Origin of the sequence: Nocardia harenae NBRC 108248, assembly GCF_001612885.1 — a bacterium.
GTDB lineage: Bacteria > Actinomycetota > Actinomycetes > Mycobacteriales > Mycobacteriaceae > Nocardia > Nocardia harenae.
Window position 1 is genome coordinate 767,771 of record NZ_BDBH01000004.1, and the last position, 19,994, is coordinate 787,764.

A 19,994-nucleotide genomic window follows, 5' to 3' on the forward strand; every position below is an offset into this window, starting at 1 on the left:
CTCCCATGACTGAAATCCTCACGAAATCCGCTGCCGTCGAGCGCAACCCGATATCCAGTGGGTCGCCACCGGCTACGCGTTGGCGCTCGGCGCGGTGGTGCCCGCGTCGGCCTGGGCGATCGGGCGGTTCGGCGCCAAGCGGCTCTACCTGGCCGCGGTCCTGGTCTTCGCGCTCGGCTCGCTGCTTGCCGGGCTGGCCTGGGACATCGGCTCGCTCATCGCCTTCCGGGTGCTGCAGGGCGCGGGTGGCGTGCTGCTCATGCCGGTCGGCATGACGATCCTGCTGCGCGCCGCCGAGGCCACCCCCGAGCGGCTGGGCCGGTTGATGAGCACGCTGGGGCTGGCCATCCTGGTCGGGCCGCTCGCCGGGCCGGTGCTCGGCGGGTACCTGATCGACGAGGTCTCGTGGCGCTGGATGTTCTTCGTGAATGTGCCGGTGGCCGCGCTGGTGGTGCTGCTCGCGGTCCGGGTCTTCCCGGCTGACCTTCCCGAGCCGCGCAAGCGGCTCGACGTGCTCGGGCTCGCGCTCATGTCGCCGGGGCTGGCGCTGTTCATCTACGGCGTCACCGCCGCGGGCGAGCGCGGCGGCTTCGGCTCGGCCGCGGTGCTGGTGCCGCTGCTTCTCGGGGCGGCGCTGGTGGCGGCGTTCGGGTACCGCGGGTGCACCGCCGAGGATCCGCTGATCGACCTGCGGGTGCTGCGCAACCGGTCAGTGGCGGCGGCCGCTGCGGTGCTGGGGTTGTTCGCGGCCGGGTACTTCGGCTCGATGCTGCTGCTGCCGCTGTACTTCCAGCTGGTGCGCGGGGAGTCGGCCATGGTCGCGGGGGCACTGGGGATCCCGTTCGCGCTGGCGTCCGGCGGTGCCATGCAGGTGGCGGGGCGGCTCATCGACCGGGTGCCGCCGGGGCGCTACCTGCCGGTGTCGATCGGGGTCGGGCTGCTCGGCTTCCTGCTCTTCCGGGCGCAGCTCGACGCGGACGCCTCCTACTGGGGGCTGTGCGCGGCCATGCTGCTCATGGGCGCGGGCGGCGGCGGCACGCTCATGCCCGCCATCACCACCGCCACCCGCAACCTCGCCCCGGAGCAGCGGGCGGGCGGCACCACCACCGTCAACATGGTCAACACCACCGCGCTCGCCATCGGCACCGCCGTCACCTCCGTTGTGCTCGCCGCGCTGCTCCCGGTCGACGGCGGGTTGCAGGCGCTGCACCACATGGGCCCCGACGCGCACGCCGAGCTGGCGCCAACGCTGGCCCAGGCATTCCAGGACTCCTATTTGGTCGCCCCGGTCCTCATGGCGCTGGCCGTGATCCCGGCGCTGCTCCTGCCGCGGCACACGGTGTGACCGACACCGATCCGCCGTTCCGGCCTGCGCTGCGCGGGCGCGGCCGGTCCCGCCACCTGCCCAGCGGTGCGCCTGCTGCCCGGTAGACCGGTACGGGGGATGTGAGAGGGTGTCCGTTCACTCGTGAAATCGGTGCTCTCGGAGGAAAACTGTGGTGGAAGCGGCATTCGACGTGGCCGGGCTGGTGGGGTATCGCTACCGCGCGGACGACTTCTACGAGGTCGGGCGGGAGAAGATCCGCGAGTACGCGCGGGCGGTGCAGGACTACCACCCGGCGCACTGGAGCGAGGACGCCGCCGCCGAGCTCGGCTACCAGGGGCTGGTCGCGCCGACCACGTTCATCTCCACCGTCGCCATGCTCGCCAACCGCAGGCTGCTGGAGACCGTGCTGGCCGGGTACGACGTGATCGTGCAGACCGACCAGGTCTTCGAGATGCACAAGCCGGTGCGCACCGGCGACCGGCTGGTCAGCGACGTCGAGCTGGCCTCGGTGCGCCGGATCGGCGGCAAGGATCTGCTGACCATCACCAATACGTTCAGTGATCAGGCGGACGAGGTCGCGCAGGTCATGCACACCACCGTCGTCGGGCTCACCAGCGAGGACGTCGCGGGCGACATCGGCGCGACGATCGAGCGGGTCATCATGACCGGGCTCGGCACGACCGGAACCGCCCCCGACGAGCAGCCCGCGGCCGAACCCGCCACCGAGCGGCGCCTCTCGCCGGAGTCGCGCACCCGTACCCCGCGCACCGCGATCCGCCTGGCGGACATCGCAGCCGGGGACGAACTCCCCGCCCGCACCGTGCACCTGACCCGCGGCGACCTGGTGAACTACGCAGGCGTCTCCGGCGACGCGAACCCCATCCACTGGCACGACGGCATCGCCGCGCTGGCCGGGCTGCCCGACGTGATCGCGCACGGGATGCTCACCATGGGGCTGGGCGCGGGCTTCGTCACCGGCTGGCTCGGCGATCCCGGCGCGATGCTCCGCTACAGCGTCCGGCTGTCGAACTACACGGTCATCGAGGCGCTCGCGGCCGGGACGGTGGAGTTCACCGGGCGCGTGAAGTCCGTCGACCCCGAGGCCGGGACGGCCGTCCTCGTCGTCGTCGCCAAGTCGGCGGGCCGCAAGATCTTCGGCCTCGCCACCGCCGAGGTCCGCCTGGCTGACCACCCCTCCACTATGTGCCATTGACAAATGGCACATAGTGGGCTGATGCTGTTGACCATGACAACCCCACGGTCGACGGTGACATCGCGGTCCCGGCCGGTCCCCGCGGCCGCATCGCTGCGCAGCAGGCTCGCGGCGGAGTTCTCCGCCCGCAGCCTGCGGCACCTGAACGGCGCGCTGCCGCTCAATGCCGCCGGGATCTTCGCGGGCAGGCAGATCATCGCCGGGGTGATGGCGGCGTTCGGCCCGGTCCTGCCCGGCACCGGTGTGCGGCGGGTACGGGAACCGGGTGTGCGCGGGGAGTGGGTGCGCGCCGCGGGCGTCCCCGACGGGCCGCGGGCGGTCTACTACCTCCACGGCAGCGGTTACGTCATCTGCTCGGCGCGCACGCACCGCGGCCTGGCGTCGCGGATCTCCGCGGCGACCGGGCTCCCGGTCTTCGTGGTGGACTACCGGCTCGCGCCGGAGCACCGCTTCCCCGCCGCCGCCGACGACATCGCCGCGGGCTACTCCTACCTGCTCGAATCCGGTTATCGGCCGGGCGATCTCGTGCTGGGCGGCGACTCGGCGGGCGGCCACCTCGCGCTCGACCTGGTGCTGCAGCTCGCCGAGCAGTCCGCGCCGCAGCCCGCGGGCGTCTTCTGCTACTCGCCGCTCATGGACCTGACCTTCGCGCTCGCCGAGGAGCGCGACCGGGCCCGCCCCGACCCGATGGCCCCGGTGGCCACCGGGCGCCCCATGGTGGCGCTGTACACCGCGGGGCAGCGGGTCGATTCGCCGCGGCTGCGGCTCACGGCTCGGCAGGGGGCGGTGCTGCCGCCGGTCTTCGTGCAGGCCGCTGCCGAGGAGATGCTGGCGGGCGATGCCGAGTACCTGCACAGCATGCTCACCGCCGCCGGGCAGCGCTGCGAACTGCAGCTGTGGCCCGGCCGCATCCACGTGTTCCAGGCGCTGCCGCTGCTGGTCCCCGAGGCCGCCGCCGCGCTGCACCACACCGCGACCTTCGTCGCCGCCGCCCTGGCCGAGGCCGACACCCACATCGCCAGGCCCGCCTGACCCCGCACCGACAGGAGAACCGTCGTGGACTTCGACAGCATGCTCGCCAAGATCAAGGCCAAGCAGTGGGCGCTGGCCGAGTTCGACTGGGACGCACCCGGCGCCGAGCTCATAGACCCCGCCCTGCATGCCAAGCTCAAGCCCTTCATGGCCGACCTCATGTGGATCGAGAACGTCGGCGCGCGCGGCTTCGCCGCCATGGCCACCAAGGCGCCCACCGACACGCTCGCGCAGATCTACCGCTACTTCCACGCCGAGGAGCAGCGGCACGCCAATGCCGAGCTGGCGCTCATGCGGCGCTGGGGCATGCTCGACGGCGACGAGATCCCGGAGCCGAACATCAACGTCAAACTGGTGATCGACTTCCTGGACAAACACGCCGACGAGATGTCGCTCTCCTTCCTCGGCACCGTCATCCCCATGCTGGAGGTGGCGCTGGACGGCGCGCTGATCAAGTTCGTCACCGACGAGATCGAGGACCCGGTGGCGCAGGAGGTCTTCAAGAAGATCAATGCCGACGAATCACGGCACCTCGCGACCGACTACGCGGTCATGGAGCTGCTCGGGCACTCCGGCGCGCGCAAGCTCGCCATCGACCTGGTCGGCGGCTGGGTCAAGCCATCGTTCATCGTCGGGGTGCTCAGCTACGTGCCGCTGCTCAACAAGATGCGCGACAACATCGTCGCCATGGGCGTCGACGAGGAGAAGCTGTACGCGGCCATGCGCCGGTTCAAGCAGGTCGGCGAGCGAATGCCGCAGGCGAACCGGGTGCCCATGTACCGGATCGTGAAGATGCACGGCGACTGGGTGATCGACCGCGGCCACCCCTACCACCTCTTCGCGGACGCCATGGTGAAGATCACCGCGCGGATCCCGGAGCGCTTCCTCGCCAAGCAGCCCAGCTGGTCGCAGGAGCTCACCTACGAGCCGGTCGCGTGAGCGGCGTGACGGCGCTGCCGGGGCGCGGCGGCTCGCCGCTGGACGCGGTGGTGATCGGCGCCGGATTCGCCGGCATCGGCGCCGCGATCCGGCTGCGGCAGAAGGGCACCACGAATATCGCGGTGCTGGAGCGAGATACCAGGCTCGGCGGCACCTGGCGGGACAACACGTACCCCGGCGCCGCCTGCGACATCCCGTCCCGGCTCTACTCCTACAGCTTCGCGCCCAATCCGGACTGGTCGCGGACCTACTCCGGCAGCGCCGAGATCCTGCGCTACATCGAGCACATGGCCGACGAGTTCGGGGTGCGGCCGCTCATCCGCTTCGCCCACACCGTCACCGGGCTCACCTGGGACGAGGTCAGCGGGCTGTGGGAGGTGTCGCTCGCCGACCGGCAGGCGCTGTGGGCGCGCAGCGTGGTGCTGGCGTCCGGTCCGCTGGCCGAGCCGGGCTACCCGGACATCCCGGGGCTGGACCGGTTCGAGGGCAAGGTGGTGCACAGCGCGCGCTGGGATCACGAGTACGACTTCGCCGGCAAGCGGGTCGCGGTGGTCGGCACCGGAGCCAGCGCGGTGCAGATCGTGCCGGAGCTGGTCCGGAGGGCGGAGTCGGTGCGGGTCTTCCAGCGCACCCCGGGCTGGGTGCTGCCCCGGCTCGACCACCGGACCCCTCCCCTGCTGCGCGAGCTCTACCGGCAGGTCCCCGCGAGCGAAAGGCTGGCCAGGGAGGCCTGGTTCTGGGGGCACGAGTCGGTGGCGCTCGGCGTGGTCTGGAACTCGCCGCTGACCAGGGTGGTGGAGACGGTGGCGCGGGCGCACCTGCGCAGCCAGGTGCGCGACCCGTGGCTGCGGCGTCAGCTCACCCCCGACTTCAGGGCCGGGTGCAAGCGGCTGCTCATGAGCAGCGAGTACTACCCGGCGCTGCAGCGGCCCAACTGCAAGCTGATCACCTGGCCGATCGCCGGAATCCACGCGGGCGGCATCCGCACCGCCGAGGGGATCGAGCACCGCGCCGACTGCCTGGTGCTCGCCACCGGGTTCGAGGTCTCCAAGCAGGGCACACCGATCCCGGTGCGCGGGCGCGGCGGCCGCGAACTGGCGGCCGAGTGGAGCGGCGGGGCCTACGCGTACAAGAGCATCACGGTGGCCGGGTACCCGAACCTGTTCCTCACCTTCGGGCCGAACTCCGGGCCGGGGCACAACTCCGCGCTGGTCTACATGGAGGCGCAGCTCGAGTACCTCTCCGAGGCCATCGGGGTGCTGCTGAGCCGCGACCTGCGCGGGCTCGAGGTGCGCCGCGAGGTGCAGGACCGGTACAACGCCAGGCTGCAGCGCAGGCTCGCCTCGACCACCTGGAACTCCGGCTGCCGCAGCTGGTACCTGACCGACGACGGCTTCAACGCCACCATGTACCCCGGATTCGGCACCCAGTACGTGCGCGAGCTGTCGACCGTGGATCTGGACGACTACGTGCTCACCCCGCGGCAGCCGGTTCGCGCCGCGCCCGGGATCGCGGTGCCGTTCGGCTAAGGTCGAGGCCGGGTAGCGGGGCGACGGAAGGACGGCGGGCGATGGCGGAGTACCGCATCGACGATCTCGCCAGGGCCGCGGGCACCACCTCCCGCAATGTGCGCGCGTACCAGGAGCGCGGCCTGCTGCCCACGCCCGCCCGGCGCAGCGGCCGCGCGCTCATCTACGACGACTCGCACCTGGCCCGGCTCAAGATCATCGACGCGCTGCTGCAGCGCGGCTTCACCACCGGCCACATCGCCGACTTCATCACCAGCTGGGAGACCGGCAAGGATCTCACCGAGATCCTCGGGCTGCAGCACGCCGTCACCGCCACCTGGGGCAAGGCGGGCGACCCGGTGACGGTGCCGCGCGAACTCGTGCACGCCTTCCTCGGCGGCGACGAGGACCGGCCGGTCGCCGACCACGATCTGGAGCGGCTCTGCGAACTCGGCCTCGCCCGGCTCGATGACGACTCGGTCGAGTTCACCCGCCCCGAGCTGCTGGAGACCTTCGCCGCCCTGCACGGCTACGGCTTCGACCTGCACCGCCTCATCGACGTCTTCGCCGCCATGATGCCGAAGGTCGAGGAGATCGCCCGGCTCATGATCACCACCGCGGAGGAGCAGATCGTCGCCCAGCACGGGCGCGGCTGGCTGCCCGAGTCCAAGGCCGAGATCGCCGCCACCACCGCGCTGCTCGAGCACCTGCGCGAGCTGGGGATGAGCGTCGTGCAGAGCACCTTCGCGCAGGCGCTGGAGCAGGTGTTGCGCGCGGAGCTGGGGGCGTATCTGGAAGTGGCGGCGGGGAGCCGGGTCGGGCGCGTGAATATCGAGTGACAGGGCGGGCCGGGGCGGGAGACTGCCCTGATGCGAACGGTGCGAAAGTCGCTGGCCGGTGATGATCCGCGGGGCAGGCGATTTACGGAGCCGGCGGGGGTCGAATCTGCTCGGTTTCGCACTCAGGGATGCCAGGCACGCGCGGCGGCAGGCGGGGATGCCGGTCGGGCAGCCAGATCTGCCGGGCCGGGGTCGGCGTCGTCGTGCCGGGGCGGGGTGCGCTGCCAGGCCAGGAGTGCGGTGGCGGCGGGTTTCCACGGCATGAGAGCTGCGACGACGACAGCGGTGAGGGTGACGGCGGTGACGGTGACCCAGGAGGCGGTGTGGAAGCCGTCCATGCTGGCGATCTTCATGGCGCGCACGAGTTCTGCCTTCTGCGTGGCGAAGAGCGGAGCGACCTCGGGTTTGTTGATCTCCAGCACGGCAAGCCCGGTGTGGCGGGCGATGTCCTTCTGGGCCGTATTCATGAGCGCGTCGGGGACGGCATCGATGCGGGGGCCGATCCGGCCGGTGTAGACCGAGCCGAGGATGGAGCCGAGGATCGCGACGCCGAGGGTGCCGCCGAGTTCGCGGGTGGTGTCGTTGACCGCGGAGCCTGCGCCTGCCTGGTCTTCGGGGACCGAGGCCATGATCGAGTCGGTGGCCGGGCCCTGGACGACAGCGAGCCCGAGACCCATGACGACCATGGAGACGAGAACGGCGCCGAGATAGGGCGAGTCGACGGTGACCTGTCCGGCGATGTACATGCCCGCGGCGAGGACCAGCAGCCCGGTGACGATGACGGCGGTGGCGCCGAGGCGTTGCGCGGCCAGGGTGGCAACGGGTGCGCCGAGTGCGACGGCGGCGGCGAAGGGCAGCGAGTGGATGCCGAATTCGAGCGGGCTGTATTCGCGGACCGCCTGGAAGTACTGGGTGATCATGAACAGGAAGCCGAACATCGAGAAGTAGGCCACCGCGATGGCGAGCGCGGGCAACGAGAAGCGGCGGATGGTGAAGAGCCGGATGTCGAGAACCGGTGCGGTGACGCGGGTTTCCCACCACACGAAGGCGGCGAGGACGAGGGCGGCCACGGTGTAACCGGTGAGGGTGATCGGTGCGGTCCAGCCGTAGCGGGGTGCTTCGATGATGGTCGCGACCAGGATCGTGATTCCGGTCAGCGACAGCGCGATCCCGGTGATGTCGAGGCGGCCGCTGTGGGCCACGCGGGATTCCGGCACCAGCGCGAGCGCGGCGGCCGCGACGGCGAGCGCGGCGGGGACGTTGATCCAGAAGACCGCGTGCCAGGTGAAGGTCTCCAGCAGCCAGCCGCCTGCGGTGGGGCCGATGGCGATGGCGAACCCGGCCATGGCGGTCCAGGCGGCGATGCCGGCGGCGCGTTCGCGGCCGCGCGGCAGCAGGTTGATGATCAGGGCGAGGGTGGCGGGGAAGACCGCGGCCGCGCAGATGCCCATGGCGGCGCGGGCGGCGACGAGCTGGCCGAGGCCGGTGGCGAGGGCGCCGCCGAGTGACATGACCGCGATACCCGCCAGACCGATGACCATGGCGCGGCGGCGGCCGTGACGGTCACCGAGGTGGCCGAAGGCGAGCAGCAGCCCGGCGAAGGTCAGCGTGTAGGCGTCGACGATCCACTGCAGCCCGCTCATGGTGGCGCCGGTCTGGACGCCGATCGAGGGCAGCGCCACGTTGACGATGGTGTTGTCGAGTACCACGAGCAACTCGGCCAGGCAGATCACGATCACCGCGGCGATGCGCCGCCCGCGGCCGAGCGGCGCAGCGGTGTTCCGGTCGATGGTCTCGGTACGCATGGGCATGTCCTGCCTGTTTCTCGGGTTGCGGGTGTCGCTCATCGGGTGGCGCGGATCTGCCCGCCGCGCAGGGCGGCGACGTCGGTGGCCACGGCGAGCGGGTCCCAGCCGGCGTCGTGGCCCGCGAGCTGGTCGGCGTTGCCGAATACCGCGCCTGCGCGGATCTCGGTGAACAGGTCCCGGTCCAGCACGGCGGCTGCGGCGCCGACGCCGGAGAGCATCACGCCCTCGACCCCCGGCCCCCAGGAGGTGCTGGCGCCTGCCAGGAACAGCCCGGTGATCGCGGTGGCCGGGCGCGGGCGCAGCGGCCCGATCTGGGCGACGTTCATCTCGATGCCGTAGGAGCCGCCCGCGGTGGAGTGGGTGTAGCGCTGCTGGGTGATCGGGGTTCCGGCCTCGTGCCAGACGATGTGCTCGCGCAGCTCCGGGATCGCCTCGGCGGCCAGGTCGATCAGGATCTCGGTGACCGCGTCCTTGAGCGTGACGTAGCGGGGGTTGCGGCGGTAGGACTCCCCGCCCACCGGGCCTGCCCCGGACAGGCCCCACAGGTCGTGGTCGGGCGGAAGGTAGGTCATGATCTCGATCACCGAGTGCCCGGCCGGTGCCAGCGCGGTCCCCGGATCCTTGTTGGTGGCGATGTGGATCATCGCTCCCGCGTGCTCGCGCAGCGCCGCCAGCCAGCGCTCCCGGTCGCGACCGGCGCCCGCCCAGGAGATCGCCTCCTGCGCGGCCCCGAAATCGGCGTCGGAGCGGAACTTCCAGATCTGGCCCGACCCGAGCGCCGACAGATCGGTGTCCACGCCCAGATACACGATGAACAGCGGCCAGGCCATGCGGTAGCCTGCGACCCGGCGCCTGGTGCGCGCGGGGACCACCTCGGGCTCGAGCATCTCCAGGTAGGTGCGTTTCAGGTCGGCGTTCGAGACGACGACGGGGGCGGCGATCCGTTCCCCGCCTGCCAGTGTCACCCCGGTCACCCGATTGTGCTCGACCAGGATCCGTGCCACCCGCGCACCGAGGCGGTAGTCGCCGCCGTTGGCGCGCACCACCTCGGCCAGGCTCGCCGAGAGCACCTGCCCGCCTCCGACCGGGTAGTAGGCGCCGCCCTCGACGTAGTTCTTCAGGTACCCCGCCTGCACGATCACCGGCGCGCGCGAGGCCGGGGCGGCGTAGGCCGGGGTCTGGCCTGCCAGCACCGGCCGCGGCTCCGGCCCCACCCGGCACAGATCGAACAACCTGGTCAGCGGGATCAGGGCCAGCGGCGCCGCCCACCCCGCGCGTAGCGCCATCTCCGCCATGGCCCGCGGCGAGGACGGAGTCAGCGCCCGATCCATCGCGTCGGCGATGCGCCGGATCACCCGCAGGTACCGCCGCAGTGCCGCGGCGTCGCGCGGAAAGGTCTCGACCAGCCTCGCTTCGTAGGCGTCCCAGCCGCGCGGCACCGCGAACCGCACCGAGGGGTAGTCCAGCACGTCGAACCCGTCGGGGTCGAGCTCACGGAAATCGACCCGCGCACCCGCGCCCACCCCGGCCAGGATCGAGGGGATGTTGCCCTCCGGGCGGCCGCAGTCGCCGAGGTAGTGCACCCCCACCTCGAACTCGTAGCCCCTGCGGCGGAAGACGTGCGTACACCCGCCGAGCACCTCGCCCTGCTCCAGCACCACCGTGCGCCGCCCGTTGGCCGCCAGATACGCCGCCGCGGTCATTCCCCCCATCCCCGAGCCGATCACGATGGCATCCCAGTCGCTCATCACGCTGCCTTCCTCTCGTCCGCAGACCCTGGTCACCGGCTGCTGCACGCCGCTCCCGCCGCGGCAACACCGACATAGACCAGATGGTCTACACGTTGGTGGTACCGGACGTTACATCATCATGGACCGGTTGGTCTATCATCGAGGTCGGAAGGGAGTCTCTCGGTGACCACGCACGGACCGCGCGAACGGCTGCTGCTGAGCGCGATCACCCTCATGTGCCGGCGCGGCGTGCACGCCACCGGCCTGGCCGAGCTGCTCACCCACAGCCGCACCGCTCGCGGCTCGATCTACCAGCACTTTCCCGGCGGCAAGAGCGACCTGATGGAACAGGCCACCCGCGCGGCGGGACGCACGATCGACGATCTGCTCGACTCCCTGCTCGGCGCGGGGGATCCGGCCGCGGCGGTCGAGGGGATGATCGGCTACTGGGAGCAGATCCTCACCGGCAGTGACTTCGCCATGGGGTGCCCGATCCTCGCCGCCGCGCAGGCCGGGCCCACCGAACCCGGCATCCAGGCCGCCGCCGCGGAGGTCTTCCTCGGCTGGACCGACAAGATCGCCGCTGCCCTGCAGGCCACCGGCGCCGAGCCCGTCCTGGCCCGTTCCATCGCCAGCACCGCCATCAGCTCCATCGAAGGCGCCATCGCCCAGGCCCGCACCGCCCGGACCACCGCACCCCTGGACCAACTGCGCCCCGCCTTGACCCAGCTCATCGCCGGGCTCACCGCACCCACGCCCGAGGCGGCCCGCTGAGGCAGGTCAGCGGGTAACGGAGCGGGCGCGGCTACCGGGTGCGCCGACTCCACCCCCGATGCCCGCGGCGAGCGCGTCATGACCGCGCCGCTCGACGGCCCTGCCGAGTCGCTCTGTCGGCGAGCCGGATTCGATCAGGTGCGGGTGAGCAGCCGCGACCGCTCGGTGAGCGCGCGGGCGAGGTCGTCGGTGAGGCGGGCGACGGTGGCGCGGGCGGTGCCGGTGTCCGGGTACCTGATGCGCAGGGCGAGCCCGGAATCGGTGCGGGAGAACCAGAACTGGGCGTCGTCGGCGCGGCCGGCCGCCGAGATGTGCCTGGCGCCGATGGCGTCGGCGCCGGGCAGCGTGCGGTAGTCGATCCAGGAGACCATGAAGATGTCGCCGCGGCGCAGGGCGAGCCCGCCGAGGTGCGGGAGCACCGCGCCGAGCGGCAGCGTGCCGAGCGGAATGGCGGCGCGCACGGCGGCGGACGACGTGCGGGTGGCCGCGGCGGGGTCCGGCAGGGCCGGGATCTCGACCGGGACATTGGTGGTGAACCAGCCGAGCGCGGCGCGCCAGCGCTCGTCGTGCCTGGTGTGCATGGGGAAGACCAGGCGCAGCCGGTCCGGGCCGCCGCCGAGATGGGTGGCGTGCGCCAGCGCGGCGAGCGCACCGGCGAAGGGGCGGGCGCCGAGTTCGCGGCACCATTCGTCGAAGGCGTCGGCGCCGGGCCCGTCGAGCAGCGTGCGCAGCTCGACGGCCTGCGGTGCGGTCTCGCCCGGCGCGACGCCGAGATCGAGCGGGAACTCCGGCGGGCGGGCGCCGCCGGAGCCGAAGAAGGCGCGCCAGCCGCGCAGCCGCGGGTCGTCCGGCGCCACCTCCAGCAGTGCCTGCTCGGCGCAGTGGTCGAGGAAATCGCCGGTGGGCGTGAGGGTTTCGCCGTCGTAGAGGCGCCGCAGGTCGTCGATGACCAGCGCGATGGAGTAGCCGTCCACGTGCGCGTGGTCGAAGGCGCAGAGCACCGTGGCCACGTCCGGGCGGTCGATCACGCCGAGTAGGTACGACGGGTGCCCGAAGGCGCCGCAGCGCTCGTCCAGCAGGCCTGGCAGCGCCGCCACCGGCACCCCGGGCAGCCGGTGCAGCACCGCGGGCACCGGGTGCCGCAGCCGCACCGGGCCCGGTGCGAAGGAGCTGCGCAGGGTGCCGTGTCTGGCGATCAGCGCCAGGTAGGCGGCGGCCAGCCGCTCGTGGTCGACCGGCCCGGGCACGTCGAAAACCGCGGCGAGCCAGATGTTTCCCCCGCCGGCCAGGTGCACCGCCTGGTTGAAGGATGGCGGAATCGGTGAGGGTTCGCCGGGCCCGGACTCCGGGCGGTACTCGACGAAGGTGCCGGGCGCGGGGGCGAAGCGGTCAGCGGTGGTGACCCGCACCGATCACCTCCCGCGGGCAGATCGCGCGATCACCGTCCCGCGCCACCTCGGCGAAGACCTCGCGCAGCCGCGCGTGGTACGGCGCGAGCGCCGCCTGGGCGGCCGGGGTGCCCGGGCTCTGGCAGCCCAGGTAGAGGTGGCGCCGGTCGCGGTTGATCCAGAGCGAGGCATTGCCGGTGGCGCCCTCGCCGGTGAAGAGCAGGCCGTGCTCGTACTCCGGGGTGCCTGCACCGGGGAAGCGGCGGAAGTCGATGTAGGAGAGCATGTTCGGGCTCGCCGCCACCTTCGCCGGGTCGGCGCCTGCCATCAGCAGCGCGGTGATCACCGACTGCACCGGCGCCGCCGCGAGCCGCAGCGCGCGCTCGTAGCCCGCGTGCGCCTGCGCCAGCAGTGCACGGAAGGTGCCCGCGGAGCGCACCGGGAAGGCGACCGGGGCGAAGTTGCAGAACCAGCCCTGCGACAGCAGGTAGTCGCCACGGTCCCTGGTGCTGGTGACGATCATGCCGTAGTAGTCCGGCTCGCCCGCGATCTCCAGGTCGGCCACGGCCACCGCGGCGAGCACGCCGGCGATGAACCGGACGCCCTCGTCCTTGCACACGGCGTCGAAGGCGGCGGTGCCGTCGGCGTCGAGCAGGTCGAACTCGATGGGCCGCATGGGCGCGGTCTCCCCCGGCGCGAGCCCGAGCTCGACCGGGCAGGTGGGCAGCTCGCCATTGTTGCGCTCGACGATCTCCAGCCACTCGGCGATCTCCGGGCTCTCCGGCCCGAACTCCGCGGCCAGCGCGTGCTCGGCCGCGGCATATTCCGGAAAGCCACCGGCCGGGATGCTGGTGAAGGGGCCGAGCGCGGCGCCGGTGGCCTCGGCCCGGTACAGCTCCAGCAGCTCGGGCAGCACCAGCGCCTGCGAGACCCCGTCGCTCAGCGCGTGATCGCAGCCGTAGTACAGGGTGAACGACCCCGGCCTGCGCACCGCGCCGACCACGAAGCCGGGGTACGCGGTGACGATCGCCTCGCGGGAGAACCGTTCCAGCGCGTACCCGCGGAACGCCGCCCCGCCCGCGGTCGCGCCGAGCTCCCGCGCCTCGAAGGCGACCGCGTCCGCGGGCACCCGCCACCGGGTGACCGCGCCGTTCGCCACCTCGAGCCAGGTGCGCAGCCCCTCGTGCCGCCGGGTGAAGCGCTCGACGGCCCGGCTCATGGCGGCGGCGTCCAGCTCGCCCTTCACCTCGGTGGCGGTGGCCAGGTACGCGTGGTGCTCGCGGCCCGCCAGCTGCCCCGCCGCCACCCCGCGCACATGGTTCTCCTGCAGGAACGAGGCGCGGCCGGGATCGGCCTCGCCCGCCGGTGCGGCCCCGGCCGGATGCCACTCGAGCACGGTGCCGGCGGGCGGATTCCAGTTGGCCAGTGCGGTGATGATCACCCGTGCACCGCCAGCGCGGAGACCGGCAGCTCGCCCGTCGTGGCGACGGCGCCGAGCAGCTGGGAGACGGCATTGATGAAGCGGTGCACGTTGGCGGCCGCGACCTCGTTACTCGGGAAGCGGGCGGAGATGGCCAGCCCGTCCGGCGAGCGCGCGATCCAGAAGTACACCTCGTCGTCGGAGGTCTCGCCGCTGCGCAGCGGGCGCACCGCCCAGCGGCGCCACTCGGCGGAGTCCGGCACGGCGCGCACGTCCAGGTAGGAGACGACGAAGCGCGGCACCGAGGCATTCCCGAGCAGGTGCGCGACCCGCGGGTACGGGTAGCGGGCCAGCGGGCGGGCGGCACGCACGGCGGCGGCGGTGCGGTCCATGACCGCGTCGAAGCCGTCGGCGCCCTCGCTCTCGATCCGCACCGGCGCCAGCCCGACGTACCAGCCCATGGCGTGCACGTCGCCGGGCTGCTGCCTGGTGTGCATGGGCATGGCGAAATCCAGGGTGTCGGTGCCCGCGAGGGTGCGGGTGGCCTCCGCGACGGTGGCGAGCACGCCGGTCTGCACCGAGTGGCCCGCTGCCCGGCAGCGCTGCTCGAACGCGGCGGCCCGCTCGGCCGTGAGCGACCAGGCCGAGAGCCCGCTCTGGTGCCTGCCCGGCGTCGGCCTGCGCGGCGAGACGATATCGAGCGGGAAGCCGGGGAAGCGATCGCCGCAGCGGCCGAGGAACTCCTGCCAGCCGCGCACGGCGGGGTGCGCGGTGGTCAGCTCGTCGCCGTAGCCGCGCTCGACGCCGCCGTAGTCCACGCAGCTGCTCACCTCGGGCAGCACGGCGGGCTCGCCGGTGCGCACCTCGCGGTAGAGCCGCTGGATCTCGCTGATGGCCAGCATCATCGAGTACGCGTCCATAACCGAGTGGTCGGCGCCGAAGACCAGCAGGAAGCCGTCGCCGGCGCGGGCGGGCAGCGGATCGGTGACGGTGGCGAGCAGGCAGTGCGGCCACCGCGTCGGCGCCAGCCTGGCCTCGAAGAAGTCGGTGATGTGCTGGTACACGCGGGTTCCGGTGCGCAGCGCGCCGACCAGGCGCGGCTCGACGTCGATCTCGTCGGCGCGGCAGCTGAGCCGGTTCCAGCGCGGGTCGTCGGCGCCGCCGGGGCGCACCGTGGTGTGGAAGGTCTCGTGCCGGGCGATCCAGCGCCGCAGCGTTTCCCGCAGTGCCGGCTCGTCGTAGCGGTCCGGGATCTCGAAGATGGTGCCGAGCCAGGAACCCGGCCCGGAATCGGCCTGTCTTCGGGCGCAGTGCTCCTCGTGGATCCAGCTCAGCGGCCGGTCGTCCGGACGCCACGGATCCCCCGGTGTCACGGGCACCCATTCGGTGAGGGTGCCCGCGGGCAGCGGGTAGTCGGCAAGCTCTGTGAATTCCATCTGGAAGGCGCCCCATTCATTTTGCTGACCGCAAGCTGACAACGACGAGAATGTACGTAAAAAGCCTGTGTTTCGAAAATCGCTACTTCGCGGCCCCTGTGCCGGCACATGATCCGCACACCGTTGTCAGAGTAGGACGACCACCCCGGAACCTTCTCACCGACCCTGAGTGGCCTTCGTCACCATCAATATTTTCGGACATACTGCCTGGTAGGCGTTTTGAAGCGGCGGGAAGTGGCTATCTGCGACGGTTCGAAAATTTCTTTTGTGTGAACTTGCGGTTTCACCCATCCGGCACCAGGAGCGTATCGAATCACGGATTGCTCATCACATTGCTCCAGCCCGTTGCGGATCATATGCTGGCGCAGCGGTTCGCAGTGTCGCGAGCTATTTCGAGCAATGAAGTACTTTTATTCCGCGACTCGAGCGAGCAGGGGGTAGACATGTCCGGGGACCCGGTTCCCGCTATCGAAACAACGGGGCTGTCCAAATCTTTCGGCGCTTTCCGGGCCGTGGACGGTATCGACCTGACGGTCCCGGCCGGAAGTGTCTGTGCGGTGCTCGGACCCAACGGCGCAGGCAAGACCACCATGGTCCGGATGATCGCGACGCTGCTGCGTCCGGATTCCGGCCGCGCCACGGTCTTCGGCTACGACGTGGTGCGCGAGGCCACCGCGGTGCGCGCGCTGATCGGGCTGACCGGGCAGTACGCCTCGGTCGACGAGGATCTCACCGCGCGGGAGAACCTCACCATCTTCGGCAGGCTGCTCGGCCGCACCGGCCGTGCGGCCCAGCTCCGCGCCGACGACCTGCTCGATGAATTCGGGCTGGCCGAGGCGGGAAACCGCGCGCTCAAGCACTTCTCGGGCGGCATGCGGCGCCGCCTCGACCTGGCCGCCAGCCTGGTGGCCCGGCCGCCGCTGCTCTTCCTGGACGAGCCGACAACCGGACTCGATCCCCGAACCCGCGCGCAGATGTGGCAGACCGTCCGCGATCTGGTACGAGAGGGAACCACCGTCTTGCTGACGACGCAGTATCTGGACGAGGCCGATGAACTCGCCGACCGGATCGTGGTGATCGACCACGGCAGGCTGGTCGCCGACGGCACCGCCGACGAGCTCAAGGCCGGAATCGGCACCGCCACCCTGACGCTGCGGGTGCCCGACCCCGACCTCACCGTCGCCATCGGCGTGGTGCACCGCTTCCTCGGCGACACCACCGCGGTCTCCGCGGGCGATGGCAGGCTTGCGGTGCCCGCCATGAACAATGCCCGGCTGCCGGAGCTGCTGATCGCGCTGCGCGACAGCGATGTCGAGGTGCTGGAGGTGGCGCTGGCCAAGCCCAGCCTGGACGAGGTGTTCTTCGCCATCACCGGCAGCAGGCGCCCTGCCGTCGCGGAGCCGGTGTGACCGCCGCGCCGCTCGCGCCGGCGAGCATCGCGAGCACGCAGGCGAGGCCCGCGGTCCCCACCCGCATCTCGCTGCGCGCCTCGGTCGACCACGCGCTGGTCATGGCGCGCCGCGGGCTGCTCAAGATCCGGCACAACCCGCAGGAGCTCTTCGACGTCATCGCGCTGCCGGTGGTCTTCGCGGTCATGTTCTCCAGCATCTTCGGCGGCGCCATCGCCGGGACCGTGACCGGCTACCTGCCGACGCTGATCCCCGGCGTGCTGGTGCAGGTGGCGGTGGCGGCCTCGGTGGGCACCGGGGTCAAGCTGCGCGAGGACATGAACAAGGGCGTCTTCGACCGCTTCCGGTCGCTGCCGATCGCCCGGATCGCGCCGCTGGCCGGGTCGCTGCTCGCCGACATGGTGCGGTACGCGGTGGCCGCGGTCATGACCGTCTCGGTGGGGCTGGTGATGGGGTACCGCCCGGCCAGCCTGGCCGGGCTGCTGGTGGCCTGCCTGCTGGTGATGGTGGTGGCCTTCGCGCTGAGCTGGATCTTCGCGCTGATGGGCGTGCTCATGGACAAGCCGTCGACGGTGCAGGGCGTCTCGATGCTGGTGCTGATGCCGCTGACCTTCGTCTCCAACGCGCTGGTGCCGGTGGACACCATGCCGGGCTGGATGCAGGCCTTCGCGCACGTGAACCCGGTCTCGCACCTGGTCTCGGCGGTGCGCACGCTCGCCGACACCGGCCGGGCGAGCACCGAGATCGCGACCTCGCTGCTCGGCGCCGTGCTGGTGCTCGCGGTGATGGCCCCGCTCACCGTGCGGGTCTACATGCGCAAGGCGTGAGTCAGGGGGCGGGCCGGTCAGCGTTGTTCTCGGCACTGCGGAGCAGGTTCCGCAGCCCGTAGGTGCCGGTGCGGCGGTCGTAGGCCCGGATGAGCAGCAGCCGCGCCGCGTGCAGGACCACGATGGACGGGACGTAGACGAGCGCCGCGCCGGCCGCCAGCCCCCAGCGCCGGTGCAGCAGCAGGGTGCGCGGCAGGCAGGCCATGTACCGGACGAAGGCCGGGATCCCGGTCTCCATCCGGCGCGGCGCCACGCCGACGGTCAGGTTGTTCAGGAAGGCATTGCGGCCGCCGATCTCGGTGACGCAGAGCCCCATGTCGACATCCTCGAAGACGTCACGGCGCATGGCGACCGATTCCCGGATGGCGCCCCAGGTCTCGGCGCGCAGGATCATGTTCGAGCCGTAGAGGACCGGCACCTGCCTCACGCCGTCCGGGTCGCGCTCGCGCAGCCGCTTCTTGGCCCGGCCGAGCCGGTCGCCGTAGGGCAGGCCGTACGCCTCGCCGCGTCCGCAGGCCGCGGCCCAGTGACCGGTGGTGTCGGCTTCGAAGAACTCCACCACGGTGGCGGCCCAGTGCTCCGGAATCCTGGTGTCGGCGTCGATCCGGGCGAGCAGCGCACCGGTGGCGGCGTCCAGCCCGCGGTTGCGCGCGTGCACCAGCCCCTGCCGCTCCTCGCGCACCAGCACGACCTGCGGGAAGCGCTCGGCGTAGCCGCGCACGATATCGGCGGTCTTGTCGGTGGAGTTGTTGTCGACCACCACGATCTCGGTGATCGCCCCGAGCTGGCCGGTGAGCCGGTCGAGGCATTCGCCGATCACCTCCTCCTCGTTGTACGCCGGTACGACCACCGACAACGTGCCCGCCTGCACCGCATCCCCTCTCGATCGGCGGGTGGCCACCTCGGCCACCCGTTCGGCGATCCGCACCGCCCGTTCCGCCGCCGCCGCGGGCGGGACCAGCGCCGCCGCCGCGCGCGCCGCCGCCGCCGCGCGCTCCGGGCGCAGCACATCGACGAGCGCGGACTGTAGCCGCTCCACCGTCAGCCCGGCGACCGGGACCGCCGTCCCCGCGCCGAGCGCGCGCAGCCTGCGGCCCCACAGCGGCTGGTCGGCGCCGTGCCAGCAGATCAGCGCCGGACGTCCGGCGCGCAGCCCGGCCGCCACCGTCCCGGCTCCGCCGTGATGCACCAGCGCGACGCAGCGCGGCAGCACCGCGGCGTGGTCGACGCTGCGCACCACCCGGATCCGGTCGCCGTGCGCCGCGAACTCGGCGGAGTCGAGCCCGCCCCAGCCGGCGACCACCAGCACCCGCAGGCCGAGCCGCTCCGTCACCAGGGCCAGCGCGCGGGCCAGCTGCGCCGGGTCGGCGACCTTCATGCTGCCGAAGCCGACGTAGAGCGGCGGAGGCCCGGCGGCGAGCCAGGCGTCGAGCCCGTCGTCGGCGGGTGCCGGGTCGAGGAGCGCGCGGGTCGCGGGCGCGAGGCCGAGGAAACCGATGAGCGGCCGGGCCGCACCCCACTCCGCCGCGAGCCCGGGAAAGAGCAGCGGGTCGTAGGCCTGGATCTCCGGGACCCCGGTGCGCGCGATCCGGCGCGCGGCCGGGCCGACCGGCGCCGGCAGCCCGAGATCGGCCGCGAGCGTCCGCTCGGCCCCGCGAATACCCAGCCAGAGCAGCTGTTCCAACCCCGTCCAGCTCGCCCGGTGCACCGCGGCGGGCAGCCCGGGTGCGGGCAGCAGCGACGCCACCCCGTTGCGGCGCAGCGGACAGTAGTGGACCGGAAGGTATGGAATGCCGAGCGCGGTGGCGACGTTCAGCGCCCGCTCCTGCCCGGCGCTGCCGCCGATCAGCACGGTGGCGCCGTCGGCGATCTCGGCCAGCTCGCGCTGGGCGCGCCTGCCGTCGCGCAGCGTGAGCTCGGCGACGGCCCGCAGCCGGGTTCGCGGATTCGCCGACTTCAACTGCCGCGCGACGAGTTCCGAGCCGAGCAGCGCGCCGGTGTCGGCGCCGGCGGGGTACGCGTCCAGCCCGGCCGCGCGGCCGAAATCGACCAGGTTGGGCGGCACCGCGAGCCGCACCGGGTGGCCCGCGGCCGCCAGCGCGGTGCCGAGCGCCACCGCGGGCTGCACATCGCCCCGGCTCCCGGCGAACGCGAGAACGAAAGTCATCGAAGGCCCTCCTGGCACCTCGGAACCGGGACGCGAGAATCGTCAGCCTAACCAGCCGTCCGAGGGCGGAGCGCGGCGGGAACGGGTCCCGGTGCTCCTTCTCACAGCCACCCATACGGGCGGCGCGGCGCCGCGAATCCACTCCTTCGCCCACCGTCTGCCCAGGTGACCGCCGCC

The 19,994-nt window shown here is 72.2% G+C and carries 15 protein-coding genes; 9 read left to right on the top strand and 6 right to left on the bottom strand.

What is annotated here, in order from left to right; translation table 11 throughout:
- Positions 1-52: 52 nt before the first annotated feature.
- The 6 genes from NH2_RS09660 (at position 53) to NH2_RS09685 (ending at position 6,858) form a co-directional block, all read left to right on the top strand.
- On the top strand, positions 53-1,345 hold the full coding sequence (locus NH2_RS09660) for a DHA2 family efflux MFS transporter permease subunit (RefSeq protein ID WP_281202024.1): 1,293 nt from the start codon (positions 53-55) through the stop codon (positions 1,343-1,345).
- Between the two features lie 151 nt (positions 1,346-1,496).
- Positions 1,497-2,540: a fused (3R)-hydroxyacyl-ACP dehydratase subunits HadA/HadB gene (locus tag NH2_RS09665; protein ID WP_067651429.1), complete on the top strand. Its 1,044-nt coding sequence runs from the start codon at positions 1,497-1,499 to the stop codon at positions 2,538-2,540.
- A 33-nt stretch (positions 2,541-2,573) separates the two neighbouring features.
- Positions 2,574-3,572 (top strand): alpha/beta hydrolase, encoded by a 999-nt coding sequence (locus NH2_RS09670; protein ID WP_067651432.1) that lies wholly within the window; start codon positions 2,574-2,576, stop codon positions 3,570-3,572.
- A 39-nt stretch (positions 3,573-3,611) separates the two neighbouring features.
- Entirely contained in the window at positions 3,612-4,511 is a 900-nt protein-coding gene (locus NH2_RS09675; RefSeq protein ID WP_067652522.1) for a reductase, read from the top strand.
- Positions 4,508-6,040, top strand: coding sequence for a flavin-containing monooxygenase (locus tag NH2_RS09680; RefSeq protein WP_245650490.1), 1,533 nt, complete (start codon positions 4,508-4,510; stop codon positions 6,038-6,040). The genes NH2_RS09675 and NH2_RS09680 overlap by 4 nt, the downstream gene beginning before the upstream one ends.
- A 41-nt stretch (positions 6,041-6,081) precedes the next feature.
- On the top strand, positions 6,082-6,858 hold the full coding sequence (locus NH2_RS09685) for a MerR family transcriptional regulator (protein WP_067651435.1): 777 nt from the start codon (positions 6,082-6,084) through the stop codon (positions 6,856-6,858).
- A gap of 122 nt (positions 6,859-6,980) precedes the next feature.
- On the opposite strand, the gene NH2_RS09690 is transcribed toward NH2_RS09685, so the two are convergent.
- The gene (locus tag NH2_RS09690; protein WP_067652526.1) at positions 6,981-8,663 is read right to left on the bottom strand and encodes an MFS transporter; all 1,683 of its coding nucleotides are present in this window, start codon (positions 8,661-8,663) and stop codon (positions 6,981-6,983) included.
- Positions 8,664-8,701: 38 nt separating this feature from the next.
- Complete coding sequence (locus NH2_RS09695; protein ID WP_067651437.1) at positions 8,702-10,414, bottom strand: phytoene desaturase family protein; 1,713 nt, start codon at positions 10,412-10,414, stop codon at positions 8,702-8,704.
- Between the two features lie 165 nt (positions 10,415-10,579).
- Here NH2_RS09695 and NH2_RS09700 point away from each other — a divergent pair, with 165 nt between their 5' ends.
- The gene (locus NH2_RS09700) at positions 10,580-11,170 is read left to right on the top strand and encodes a TetR/AcrR family transcriptional regulator (RefSeq protein ID WP_067651440.1); all 591 of its coding nucleotides are present in this window, start codon (positions 10,580-10,582) and stop codon (positions 11,168-11,170) included.
- 134 nt (positions 11,171-11,304) lie between these two features.
- Here NH2_RS09700 and NH2_RS09705 read toward each other — a convergent pair whose 3' ends face one another.
- Genes NH2_RS09705 through NH2_RS09715 form a run of 3 tightly spaced genes read right to left on the bottom strand, consistent with a single transcriptional unit; the run spans position 11,305 to position 15,414 of the window.
- Complete coding sequence (locus NH2_RS09705; protein ID WP_067651442.1) at positions 11,305-12,579, bottom strand: condensation domain-containing protein; 1,275 nt, start codon at positions 12,577-12,579, stop codon at positions 11,305-11,307.
- On the bottom strand, positions 12,560-13,999 hold the full coding sequence (locus tag NH2_RS09710) for a condensation domain-containing protein (RefSeq protein WP_067651445.1): 1,440 nt from the start codon (positions 13,997-13,999) through the stop codon (positions 12,560-12,562). The genes NH2_RS09705 and NH2_RS09710 overlap by 20 nt, the downstream gene beginning before the upstream one ends.
- The gene (locus NH2_RS09715; protein ID WP_067651447.1) at positions 13,996-15,414 is read right to left on the bottom strand and encodes a condensation domain-containing protein; all 1,419 of its coding nucleotides are present in this window, start codon (positions 15,412-15,414) and stop codon (positions 13,996-13,998) included. The genes NH2_RS09710 and NH2_RS09715 overlap by 4 nt, the downstream gene beginning before the upstream one ends.
- Positions 15,415-15,857: 443 nt before the next feature.
- Here NH2_RS09715 and NH2_RS09720 point away from each other — a divergent pair, with 443 nt between their 5' ends.
- Both NH2_RS09720 and NH2_RS09725 read left to right on the top strand, forming a co-directional pair.
- Positions 15,858-16,823: an ATP-binding cassette domain-containing protein gene (locus NH2_RS09720; RefSeq protein WP_067651450.1), complete on the top strand. Its 966-nt coding sequence runs from the start codon at positions 15,858-15,860 to the stop codon at positions 16,821-16,823.
- A complete protein-coding gene (locus NH2_RS09725; protein WP_067651452.1) occupies positions 16,820-17,650 on the top strand; it encodes an ABC transporter permease in 831 nt (276 codons plus the stop codon). The genes NH2_RS09720 and NH2_RS09725 overlap by 4 nt, the downstream gene beginning before the upstream one ends.
- A gap of 1 nt (position 17,651) precedes the next feature.
- On the opposite strand, the gene NH2_RS30300 is transcribed toward NH2_RS09725, so the two are convergent.
- Entirely contained in the window at positions 17,652-19,817 is a 2,166-nt protein-coding gene (locus NH2_RS30300; protein WP_157103670.1) for a glycosyltransferase, read from the bottom strand.
- Positions 19,818-19,994 lie beyond the last annotated feature (177 nt).

Excerpts from the sequence above, each read along its gene's own strand:
- NH2_RS09670 (WP_067651432.1), top strand. The coding sequence starts at position 2,574 with ATGACAACCCCACGGTCGACGGTGACATCGCGGTCCCGGCCGGTCCCC.
- NH2_RS09675 (WP_067652522.1), top strand. The coding sequence starts at position 3,612 with ATGCTCGCCAAGATCAAGGCCAAGCAGTGGGCGCTGGCCGAGTTCGAC.
- NH2_RS09685 (WP_067651435.1), top strand. The coding sequence starts at position 6,082 with ATGGCGGAGTACCGCATCGACGATCTCGCCAGGGCCGCGGGCACCACC.
- NH2_RS09690 (WP_067652526.1), bottom strand. The coding sequence starts at position 8,663 with ATGCGTACCGAGACCATCGACCGGAACACCGCTGCGCCGCTCGGCCGC.
- NH2_RS09695 (WP_067651437.1), bottom strand. The coding sequence starts at position 10,414 with ATGAGCGACTGGGATGCCATCGTGATCGGCTCGGGGATGGGGGGAATG.
- NH2_RS09715 (WP_067651447.1), bottom strand. The coding sequence starts at position 15,414 with ATGGAATTCACAGAGCTTGCCGACTACCCGCTGCCCGCGGGCACCCTC.
- NH2_RS09720 (WP_067651450.1), top strand. The coding sequence starts at position 15,858 with ATGTCCGGGGACCCGGTTCCCGCTATCGAAACAACGGGGCTGTCCAAA.
- NH2_RS30300 (WP_157103670.1), bottom strand. The coding sequence starts at position 19,817 with ATGACTTTCGTTCTCGCGTTCGCCGGGAGCCGGGGCGATGTGCAGCCC.